The sequence below is a fragment of the Saccharomonospora saliphila YIM 90502 genome (genome assembly GCF_000383795.1).
GTDB lineage: Bacteria > Actinomycetota > Actinomycetes > Mycobacteriales > Pseudonocardiaceae > Saccharomonospora > Saccharomonospora saliphila.
The window spans coordinates 67,413-77,225 of sequence record NZ_KB912649.1; the positions used below are offsets into that span (position 1 = coordinate 67,413).

A 9,813-nucleotide genomic window follows, 5' to 3' on the forward strand; every position below is an offset into this window, starting at 1 on the left:
TCCCCGCCGGTCTCGCCGAGCTCGGACGCAGGCTGCTCGCCCGGCGCCGAACCCGGGTCGCGCCCGCCGGGAAGGAGGGGGCCGCCCGCGCGGCGGCCACAGTGACCAGCGACAATGGGAACCCGTGCAGCAACGCCAGTACGTCATCACCTTCGGCTGCCCAGACCGCACCGGCATCGTCGCCCGTATCTCCTCCTTCCTCGCCGAGATCGGGGGCTGGATCGTCGAGGCCGCCTACCACACCGACCCGGACACGGGATGGTTCTTCACGCGCCAGGTCGTGAGCGCCGACTCCGTGCCGTTCGACGTGTCCGAGCTGCGCGCGCGCTTCGCCGGGGTGGCCCGGTCGCTCGGGTCGGAGACCGACTGGCGCATCGACGACACCGGGGAGCGCCCCCGCGTCGTGCTGCTGGTGTCCCGCGAGGGGCACTGCCTCTACGATCTGCTCGGCCGGGTCGCCTCGGGGGAGCTGGACGCCGACGTGCGGGCCGTGATCGGCAACCACGACGTGCTCGGCGACGTCACCCGCGCGCACGGCATCCCGTTCCATCACGTGCCCTTCGGTGACGACAAGGCCGCCGCCTTCGGCGAGGTCGCCAAGCTGGTCGACGAGCACGATCCGCACGCGGTGGTGCTGGCGCGGTTCATGCAGATCCTGCCGCCCGAGCTGTGCGCGGCGTGGGCGGGCCGGGCGATCAACATCCACCACAGCTTCCTGCCGTCGTTCGTCGGCGCGCGGCCCTACCACCAGGCCCATGCGCGCGGGGTGAAGCTGGTCGGCGCCACCTGCCACTACGTCACGCCCGACCTCGACGCCGGGCCGATCATCGAGCAGGACGTGATCCGCGTGGACCACCGCGACACGGTGGCCGACATGGTGCGCAAGGGCCGCGACATCGAAAAGGTCACTCTGGCGCGGGGCCTGCGCTGGCACCTTGAGGGACGGGTGCTCGTGCACGGCAACCGCACCGTCGTGTTCTGAGCGGGAGCGACCCGGCCGACTCACCGTCCCTGCGACAGCGCGGCCGGCGGAGCCGCCTCCCCCGCCTCGTCCTTCCGCCGTCGCCGGGCGGGGACGATCATCGGCGTGCCCGTCTCCGGGTCGTCGATCACCCGGCAGGACAGGCCGAACACGTCGGCGACCAGCTCGGCGGTGACAATCTCGCACGGGTCGCCCTGCGCGGCGATCTCCCCACCGGGCCGCAACACGACCAGGTGGGTGGCGTAGCGGCACGCCTGGTTGAGGTCGTGCAGCACCGCCACGAGCGTGTGCCCCTCGTCGGCGTGCAGGTCGGCGCACAGATCGAGCATCTCGATCTGGTGGGCGATGTCGAGGAACGTCGTGGGTTCGTCGAGCAGCAGGACCGGCGTCTGCTGGGCCAGCACCATCGCCAGCCACACCCGCTGGCGCTGTCCGCCGGAGAGCTCGTCCACCACCCGGTCGGCGAGGTCGGCCACGCCGGTGCGCCGCATGGCGTCGGCGACCACGGCCTCGTCGGCCGACGAGAACTGCCTGAGTAGCTTCTGGTGCGGGTAGCGACCGCGGGCCACGAGGTCGCCGACCGTGATGCCGCCCGGCGCGATCGAGGACTGCGGCAGCAGGCCGAGCCGCCGCGCCACCTCACGCGAGCGATACCGAGAGATCGACCGGCCGTCGAGGTGGACCGCCCCGGCCTTCGGCCGCAGCATCCGCGCCAGCGCCTTGAGCAGGGTGGATTTCCCACACGCGTTCGGCCCGACGATCACGGTGAAGGAGTCGTCCGGGATCGTCACGTCCAGCTCGCGGGCCACGACGGCCTCGTCGTAGGCCAGCGTGAGGCCCTGCCCGCGCAGGCGCGGGCCGGTTCCGCCGGGATCGCGCGCACCGGTCCGGACGTCGCCGTGCGTTCGGTTCACGTGTACCTGCCCTTCCCGCGCCACTGGGACGCCAACAGCCACATCAGGTACAAGCCGCCGAGACAGCCCGTGGCCGTGCCGACGGGGAGCTGCGCGGCGGGGAACACACGCTGGATCGCCAGATCGCCCACCGCGAGCAGCAGGCCGCCCATCAACGCGGAGGTGACCAGCCCGGGTGCGGGAGTGCGGGTGAGTCCGCGCGCGAGGCGGGGCGCGGCCAGCGCCACGAACCAGATCGGCCCGGCGGCGGCCGTGGCGGAGCCCGCCAGCAGCACGCTGACCACGATCAGCACCACCCTGCTGCGTTGGACCCCGACACCGAGCGCGGCGGCGGAGTGGTCGCCGAGGTCCAACAGGGACAGGGCACGTACCCGGCTCAGCGCCACGGGCAGCAGCACAGCCAGCGCGAGTCCCGACGCGGCGACGTGCCCCCAGCCGCGCCCGTTGACGCTGCCGACGAGCCACGCCTGGGCGGCCACCGCGTCGTACAGGTCCGCGCGGGTGATGAGGTAGGAGTTCACCGACAGCGCGAGCGCGTTGATGCCGATGCCCATGAGCACGAACCGGAAGCCCTGTACACCGCGCGTGTAGGCGAGGAGGTAGATCAGCACCGACGCGACGATCCCGCCGGCGAGCGCACCGGCGGCGATCTGGGCCATGCCGCCGCCGGCGACGATGAGGATTACCAGCGCGCCCGTGGCCGCGCCGTTGGTGAAGCCGATGAAGTCGGGACTACCGAGTGGGTTGCGGGTCAGTGCCTGAAGAACGGCCCCGCTGACGGCCAGCGCCGCACCGACGAACACGGCGGTCAGCAACCGGGGCAGCCGCAGTGTGTTCACGACGAAGTCAGCGGCACCGTCGGCCTGCCCGGCGATCGCGCCGAGCACCTCCGCCACCGAGAGTTCGTATTCTCCCGTGGTCAGCGTTGTCACCGCCGTCGCGAGGATCGCGGCGGCCAGCGTCAGCGCCACCAACAGCGAGCGCGGGTCGACACGCAGGGCGACGCGCTCGCGCCGGGTGCGCAGCACCCACCCGGTCACCGGGCGCGACGCCGAGGCCCCGGCGCGGGAAGCGCGGTCGGGCGTCGTGGGGGTCGTCGCGGGGCTCACAGGCTCGTCAACCTCCGCCTCCGGCACAACGCGAGGAACACCGGCACGCCGACCACGGCCGTGACAATGCCGACCTGCACCTCACCCGGCGGTGCGATGACACGCCCGACGACGTCCGAGCCGACCAGCAGCACGGGAGCGAGCACGAGCGAATAGGGCAGCACCCAGCGCTGGTCCGGGCCGACGAGCAGACGGGCGGCGTGCGGGACGGCCAGCCCGACGAACGCCACGGGCCCCACCGCCGCCGTCGCACCACCGCAGAGCAGCGTCACCGCGACAGCGCCGAGGACGCGCGTGCGGGTGGGCTCCGAGCCGAGTGCGCGGCCTAGGTCGTCGCCCAGCGCCAGCGCGTTCAACGGGCGCATGAGCAGGAGCGCGAGCACCGCGCCCGCGCCGACGAACGGCAGCACGGGCACCAGCACGTCGAAGTAGCGGCCCGCGAGGGAACCGACGTTCCAGAATCGGTACTCGTCGAAGGCCTCCGGGTCGGACAGCAGCACGGCGGTGTTGAAGGCGTAGACCACGGCGGTCAGCGCGGCACCGGCCAGTACCAGTCGTTCCGGCGTGGCCGCGCCCCGGCCAGTGGCCCCGAGCACGTACACGACGAGCGAGGCCAGGGCCGCCCCGGCGAGCGCGAACCACACGTGCCCGAGCACGGAGGAGACGCCGAGGAAGGCCACGGCCACGACCACCCCGGTCGAGGCGCCCATGTTCACCCCGAGCAAGCCGGGCTCGGCGAGCGGGTTCCTGGTCAGCGCCTGCATGAGCGCGCCGGAGAGCCCGAGCGCCGCACCGACGACGACACCGAGCAGGGTCCGGGGCAGACGGTAGGAGTGGATGATGACGGCGTCGTCCGAACCGTCCGGTTCGGTCAGCACCGACCACGTCTCGGTGAACGGGATGCTCTTGGAACCGAGCCAGACGCTGAGCAGGGCGACCAGCACGAGCGCGCCCAGCCCCACGGCGAGTCCGAACCCGCGCAGCACGCGCCCCGGAACCGGGGAGCGCCCGGTTCGCTCCTCGGCGCGGGACGGACCGGGCGCGGCGATCGACATAAGGTGAGGCTAACCGAACCACCCACGGTGGTCGAGGCCAGGTAAGGCTTGCCTACCCCAACTTCCCCGGGCGGTGGGACCTCAGTCCCGCCAGGCGGCCAGCAGGTCCTCCGGTACGAGCATGGTCACACCGCTCGTGGTGGCCCCGCCGCGACTCACGGCGAGCAGAGGCGTGCGCTCGTCCGCGCCCGGAAGCCGCGTCCGGTGTGTCAGGAGCCGAGCGAGATCGTGCTCGTCGAACGGGCGGTCCCGGAGCCATTTCACCGACCCGACGACGGTGATCCGCTTCGCCACAGGCTCCCGGTCCGCGCCCACGATGTCGATCTCCGGGTCGTTGGAACGCGTCCAGTACCCACCGGCCACGGCCGTACCCTCGGGCAGCGATCCATCCGGCATGCGGCGCAACGATTCCCGGACCACCGGCTCGACGGCCCTTCCCCGCCAACTCGACCACGATTTCGCGATCCGGGCGAGGACGAGATCACCACGGCCGCGCTGGATGTCCGGCAGCCCGGAGTCCAGAAACGCGAGCCAGAATCGCAGGTATGGGTCCGCGATGAGGTCTGATCGACGCTACGACCCCGGTACTCACATACGAGAGACGCTCTTGAAGGAGAGTGTCACCAAGGAAAGTATCGGCTATGAGTGTCTCCCCCGCGACGTTCGCTACAGCGTTGGCAAGTCGTCAAGGCCTCCTCGCCTGCGCTCAACGCAGTGAAGGAGGCCTTGACGGCAAGCCAACGAGCGAACGGAGTCAGAGGCGGATGAGCATCTTGCCCGTGTTGCCGCCCGCGAGCAGGTCGAGGAACGCCTGCGGGGCGTTGCGAACGCCGTCGACGACCGTCTCCGAGTACTTCAGACTGCCGTCGGCGACCAGCGGCGCGACCTCGGACACGAACCGCGGGCGCACGTCGGCGTGGTCGGTCACCAGGAACCCGCGCAGGGTGAACCGCTTGGCGATGACCTGCGCGAGGTTGCGCGGCGCGGGGGTCGCCTCGGTGGCGTTGTACTGCGAGATCATCCCGCACACCGCGATGCGCCCGTGCGTGTTCAGCCGGGCGATCGCCGCTTCGAGGTGATCCCCACCGACGTTGTCGAAGTAGACGTCGACGCCGTCCGGTGCCGCCTCGGTGAGCTGGTCGCGCACGGGGGCGTCCTTGTAGTTGAAGGCCGCGTCGAAGCCCAGGTCCTCGGTCAGCCAGCGCACCTTCTCCGCCGACCCGGCGCTGCCCACCACCCGGGCGGCGCCGTAGCGCCGGGCGAGCTGACCCACCAGCGAACCGACCGCGCCCGCGGCGGCGGAGACGAAGACCGTGTCACCGGCGCGGAAGTTCGCGACCTCGAACAGCCCCGCGTACGCGGTCAGCCCCGGCATCCCCAGCACGCTGAGGTAGGCGGACACCGGCGCGGCGTCGGGGTCGACCGGCGAGACCCGCTTCGCGTCGAGCACCGCGTGCGTACGCCAACCCCGGTCGTGCAGCACGGTGTCGCCCGGTGCCAGGCCGTCGGCACGGGACTCGACGACCTCACCGACGGCGCCGCCGGACATCGCCTCACCCACCTCGTACGGGGCGACGTAGGACTTGGCTGAGCTCATCCGCCCGCGCATGTACGGGTCCACCGACAACCAGGTGTTGCGGACGAGGACCTGCCCTTCTCCCGGCGCGGGCACCTCGGTGTTTACGACGGAGAAATTCTCCAGCGTGGGGGCGCCATCGGGGCGCGAGGCGAGTCGTACTTCGGTCGCGGTCGTCATCAGGACTGTCGTACCTCCTGCTCCAGATTCGCCAGAACACCGTCGTAGATCCGGGCGAGGCCCTTCGGCGCGAACATCCGCTCGAAGAATCCGCCGATGCCGCCCGCTCCCTGCCAGGTCGTCTCGACGCGCACGACGCTACCCGCTCCCTCGGCCCGTACGGTCCAGGTCGTGACCAGCGTCGAGTTCGCGTCGGTCTCCACGACCGTCCCCGGCTCGGGCTCGCTCACCGTGGCGGCCACGTTCCGGGACCGTTTCGACGTGGCCTGCAACGTCCAGCGCGCCCGGGTTCCCGCCCCGGTGCCGCCCTCGGTGACCTCGTAGTCGCGATAGTGCTCGGTCAGGATGCGCGGCCTGACCTCGCGGTAGTCGGCGACGAGCGCACGCAGCTCCTCCGCCGGAGCATCGATCGCGCGTTCCGCGTGCGCGGTGACTCTGCCCATACTCCTGCCCTTCACTCGGTCATCAGTTCTCGGAGCGCGAGCCCCGGCGACGGTCACCGTCCGAGGCCCTCGACGACCTCGGCCCCCGGCAGCGACGCCAGGAACCCACCGGTGACCAGAAGCTTGCTCCCCCGCACGCCACTGCCGATGACCAGCTCGGGCGCCTCGGCCACGGCCGTATCGAGCAGGACGGGCCACTCCGGCGGGAGACCGACCGGCGTGATGCCGCCGTAGGCCATGCCCGTCAGCTCGACCGCCTCGTCCATCGGCGCGAACGACGCCTTGCGCACGTCCAGCCTGCGGCGGATGACGGTGTTCACGTCCGCCCGGGTCGTGGCGAGCACGAGCGCGGCGGCGTAGCGGGTCTGACCCGCCCGCTTGCCCGCGACCACGACGCAGTTCGCCGACGCCGACAGGGGCGAGCCGTAGGTCGCGCAGAAGTCGGCCGTATCGGCGAGGTCCGGGTCGATCTCGACGACACCGACGGTGGCGTCGGACCCGGTCGCCGCGAGGGCCCTGGCTACGGGTTCGGCAAGAAGTTCGGGGTGTTCGGCCGCCGGTGCCGGGGTGAGTGTTCCGGCGATGGTCCAGTCACGCACGCACTCACCGTACGCCGCCCCGGCACCCGCCCACCGCGACGGGCACTGAGGCGCTCACCAGCTCGAACCGCCGCGCTGCACCTCGATCAGCTTCGGCCGCACGTCGACCATGTAGATCAGGCTCGCCACGATCGCGGCGATCCAGAAGATCATGCCCGGCCCGAAGAACTGGAACACCAGCATCGCCAGCGTCGCGCCTGCCGTGATCGCCATCCACACCGGCTTGGTCTTGCGGTCGGCGGCGGTGTAGGCGTCGGAGCGCTGCATCACGGCATGCACGAAGGCGGCCAGGCCGACGAGCGTGCCAGCCCAGTCGATGACCCAGACGATCCAGTAAGCGAGAGTCGGCACGAGGACCAGCCTACGTCAGCGTGGCAACTCGATCGGGTCCCCGCACACGCGCTGCGGTGCGCGGGGACCCATCGGGGCCGGGTCCGGACGGCAACGGTCGATCGTGCGGGCTACTCGTCGCTGCCGCGGGTGCCGTTCGGGGACCGGCGGCTCTGCGTCCGCCGCGTCCCCGCTCCGCCTCGGCTCGTCTTCCCGGACTGGCCGCCCTCGGTGGCCGTGTCCGCGGACCCCGTGTCGGCGGCGCCGCCCGTGCCGGGCGCCTTCGCGCTCGTGCTCTTCGGCTCGGTGGACTTCGACTCAGCCGACTTCGGCTCAGCCGACTTCGGCTCGGTGGATTTCGCCCCGGTGCTGGTCGTCCCGGCACTCTTCGGCTCGGCTGTCCGCGCCGTCGTCGCGCGGGCCGGCCTGCCCGAGCCGGACGCCGTCGCACCGGACGTCCCGGTGCCCGGCGTCCGCGTGCCCGGTGCGGTGCGGGACTCGGAGGCTTCATCGTCGGAGGCCCGGTCGAACGCGGCGGGTCCGGGCTTGTCCGTCCGCTCCGAGGTACCGGCCCGGACGGGTTCGGTCACGTCGCTGATCGCGTCGGCCGCGCGGTCGCCCGCCTCGGCCGTAGCCCTGCCCGCGTCGTGGCCCGCTTCGCGGGTGCGGCGTGTGAGCAGCGACACCAGCTCGTCCAACTGCACTCGCGCGTCGGTGGTCACACCGTCCACCCGCTCCTGTGCGGCGTGCAGCGCCTCGCCCACCTGCTCCCGGCCACGCCGGACCTGCGGCTGCTCGGACAGCCGGTCCCACGTCTGCTCTCCGTTCTCGGCGAGCCGGTGGTAGAGCCGCAAGGCCGAGTCGGTGTAGTCGTCCACGAGCTTCCGCAGCTCGGCGGGGTCGAGCCGACCGCGCAGGCTTTCCAGCTCGGTGGGCAGATCCTCGACCGTCCGGCGCGCCGTCTCACTGCTTTCGTTGAGCCGGGTCCGCGCCTTGGCCACGGCGTCGGCGACCGCCTGACCGGCCAGGTTGCCCGCGCCCAGCGCGGCGAGCAACGATGTGCGCATCTGACCGACGGCGGTGGTCAGCACGGTGCGTTCTTCGTCCGTTCGCGTGGTTCCCATCGGCGGATCACTCCTCGCTGCCGGAGGCGCCGCTGCCGCCTCCGGCGGGATCGATGTCGGGTGCGGGCGCTGCCCGTGCCGTGGCCTCGTTCTCCCGCCGGAACGAGTCGTACACGTCGAGCAGCACCTGCTTCTGACGTTCGGTGAGATCGGTGTCGGCGCGGACGGCCTCGGCGACCGGCCCCCCGACGGGACGATCGAGAATTCCCGCCTGCACGTACAGCGCCTCGGCCGAGATCCGCAGTCCTGTGGCGATCTGCTGCAGGATTTCCGCACTCGGTTTGCGCAAACCCCGTTCGATCTGGCTGAGGTACGGGTTGGACACACCCGCCAGCTTCGACAACTGCCGCAGGGAGATCTTCGCGCTGCTGCGCTGCTGGCGGATGTAGGAACCGATGTCCCTGCCCAGATCAGCGACCTTGCCGATCGGGCCGGCGCCCTCGCCGCCGTCACCATTGTCGGTGGCGACGGCCTCGAAGTCGGCATCGAGGATCTCGGCATCGGTGTCGAGGGGGCCGGACTCGGCCGTGGGGTTCGTCGGCTCCGTTGCCGGTTCCGCTTCTCGCCGCGTCACCCGCGTCACCACCTCCCTCCGACGTCACCGACGGTACGCCGGGGTGCTAGCTCTTGCAAGCACCCCGCTCGCACCTTCCGGGTGACAGCGGGTCAGTGGCCCCACAGGCCGGTGATCCACTCGACGGCGCGGTCGACGGCGGCATCGAGTGGCGCGTCGGTGGTGTCGAACAGTTCGACCGGCGGCGCGAGCGTGGCCGCCCGGGCGCGCAGCCACTCGTTGAACTCCAGCATCTCGGCGATGCGGGCCTCGTCCCACCCACGCCATTCCGGGCGGGCGCGCAGGCGGCGAGCGAGCACGTCCGGCGCCGCCGTCAGCGCGAGGTAGTGGATGTCCGAGAAGAAGACACGTTCCGGCAACGGCTCGAACTCGGGCGGCACCACGGTCCCGCACAGCACCACCGGACGGCCGCTCTGATGAATCATCGCGGCCATTCGCAGCCAGGTCGAACGGAACACCGGATGCCCGTCCACGTCATCGCGCAGGCCGCCGGTCCAGAGGACGTCCTGTTCCACGACCACGACCCGGTCGCCGAGGCGGCGCGCCAGTGCGGGGCCCACGGTGGATTTGCCCGCCGCGCTCGGTCCGGTCAGCGCGAACAGCGGCAAGCGGTGGAACGACCGGGTGTGCCCGCACCACGAGCACACCAGCCGCCCCCGCTCGACCACCGGCACCTCGGCACGCTCGCCGCAGCCCGGGCAGATGGCGAGGTCGAGCACCACCGCTCAGTCGAAGAGGCTTTCGAGGAATCCGCGCTTGCGCCGGTGCCCGTACGGGCGCGGCGAGTCACGGTAACCGCCGTGCCCGCCGTAGGGACGCGGCGAATCCCGGTAGCCGCCGTGCCCGCCGTAAGGACGCGGCGAATCCCGGTAACCGCCCTGGTACGGGCGCGGCGAATCCCCGTGGCCGTAGTGCCGCGTGGGCGGA

12 protein-coding genes and 1 pseudogene are annotated in these 9,813 nt (G+C 71.8%); 1 reads left to right on the plus strand and 12 read right to left on the minus strand.

Annotated elements, in window-relative coordinates; genetic code table 11:
• The first annotated feature begins 124 nt into the window (after nucleotides 1-124).
• Complete coding sequence (purU, locus tag SACSA_RS0108450) at nucleotides 125-982, plus strand: formyltetrahydrofolate deformylase (RefSeq protein WP_019815039.1); 858 nt, start codon at nucleotides 125-127, stop codon at nucleotides 980-982.
• A 20-nt stretch (nucleotides 983-1,002) separates the two neighbouring features.
• Here purU and SACSA_RS0108455 read toward each other — a convergent pair whose 3' ends face one another.
• From SACSA_RS0108455 to SACSA_RS24535, 12 genes and pseudogenes are all read right to left on the minus strand, one after another.
• A complete protein-coding gene (locus tag SACSA_RS0108455) occupies nucleotides 1,003-1,896 on the minus strand; it encodes an ABC transporter ATP-binding protein (protein ID WP_019815041.1) in 894 nt (297 codons plus the stop codon).
• Nucleotides 1,893-3,005, minus strand: coding sequence for a FecCD family ABC transporter permease (locus SACSA_RS0108460; RefSeq protein WP_019815043.1), 1,113 nt, complete (start codon nucleotides 3,003-3,005; stop codon nucleotides 1,893-1,895). The genes SACSA_RS0108455 and SACSA_RS0108460 overlap by 4 nt, the downstream gene beginning before the upstream one ends.
• A complete protein-coding gene (locus SACSA_RS0108465) occupies nucleotides 3,002-4,060 on the minus strand; it encodes a FecCD family ABC transporter permease (RefSeq protein ID WP_019815045.1) in 1,059 nt (352 codons plus the stop codon). The genes SACSA_RS0108460 and SACSA_RS0108465 overlap by 4 nt, the downstream gene beginning before the upstream one ends.
• Before the next feature lie 81 nt (nucleotides 4,061-4,141).
• Nucleotides 4,142-4,618 (minus strand): DUF234 domain-containing protein, encoded by a 477-nt coding sequence (locus SACSA_RS0108470; RefSeq protein WP_083940202.1) that lies wholly within the window; start codon nucleotides 4,616-4,618, stop codon nucleotides 4,142-4,144.
• Between the two features lie 196 nt (nucleotides 4,619-4,814).
• Nucleotides 4,815-5,816, minus strand: a complete 1,002-nt coding sequence (locus SACSA_RS0108475) for an NADP-dependent oxidoreductase (RefSeq protein WP_019815050.1) — start codon at nucleotides 5,814-5,816, stop codon at nucleotides 4,815-4,817.
• Nucleotides 5,816-6,259 (minus strand): SRPBCC family protein, encoded by a 444-nt coding sequence (locus SACSA_RS0108480; RefSeq protein WP_019815052.1) that lies wholly within the window; start codon nucleotides 6,257-6,259, stop codon nucleotides 5,816-5,818. Before SACSA_RS0108480 ends, SACSA_RS0108475 begins: the two co-directional genes overlap by 1 nt.
• A 53-nt stretch (nucleotides 6,260-6,312) precedes the next feature.
• Nucleotides 6,313-6,858: a YbaK/EbsC family protein gene (locus tag SACSA_RS0108485; RefSeq protein ID WP_019815054.1), complete on the minus strand. Its 546-nt coding sequence runs from the start codon at nucleotides 6,856-6,858 to the stop codon at nucleotides 6,313-6,315.
• Nucleotides 6,859-6,912: 54 nt separating this feature from the next.
• On the minus strand, nucleotides 6,913-7,209 hold the full coding sequence (locus SACSA_RS0108490; protein ID WP_019815056.1) for a DUF2516 family protein: 297 nt from the start codon (nucleotides 7,207-7,209) through the stop codon (nucleotides 6,913-6,915).
• Nucleotides 7,210-7,319: 110 nt separating this feature from the next.
• Nucleotides 7,320-8,312 carry a prolipoprotein diacylglyceryl transferase gene (locus SACSA_RS25935; RefSeq protein WP_019815058.1) on the minus strand — a complete coding sequence of 331 codons (993 nt, stop codon included), beginning with the start codon at nucleotides 8,310-8,312 and terminating at the stop codon, nucleotides 7,320-7,322.
• Nucleotides 8,313-8,319: 7 nt separating this feature from the next.
• Nucleotides 8,320-8,805, minus strand: a complete 486-nt coding sequence (locus SACSA_RS25180) for a helix-turn-helix domain-containing protein (RefSeq protein WP_048876576.1) — start codon at nucleotides 8,803-8,805, stop codon at nucleotides 8,320-8,322.
• A 173-nt stretch (nucleotides 8,806-8,978) separates the two neighbouring features.
• Entirely contained in the window at nucleotides 8,979-9,605 is a 627-nt protein-coding gene (locus tag SACSA_RS0108505) for an AAA family ATPase (protein WP_198009015.1), read from the minus strand.
• Between the two features lie 6 nt (nucleotides 9,606-9,611).
• Nucleotides 9,612-9,813: pseudogene (locus tag SACSA_RS24535) on the minus strand (zf-TFIIB domain-containing protein); the annotation flags it as partial.

Coding starts and splice junctions, on each gene's coding strand:
- SACSA_RS0108465 (WP_019815045.1), bottom strand. CDS start 4,060: ATGTCGATCGCCGCGCCCGGTCCGTCCCGCGCCGAGGAGCGAACCGGG.
- SACSA_RS0108475 (WP_019815050.1), bottom strand. CDS start 5,816: ATGACGACCGCGACCGAAGTACGACTCGCCTCGCGCCCCGATGGCGCC.
- SACSA_RS0108480 (WP_019815052.1), bottom strand. CDS start 6,259: ATGGGCAGAGTCACCGCGCACGCGGAACGCGCGATCGATGCTCCGGCG.
- SACSA_RS25935 (WP_019815058.1), bottom strand. CDS start 8,312: ATGGGAACCACGCGAACGGACGAAGAACGCACCGTGCTGACCACCGCC.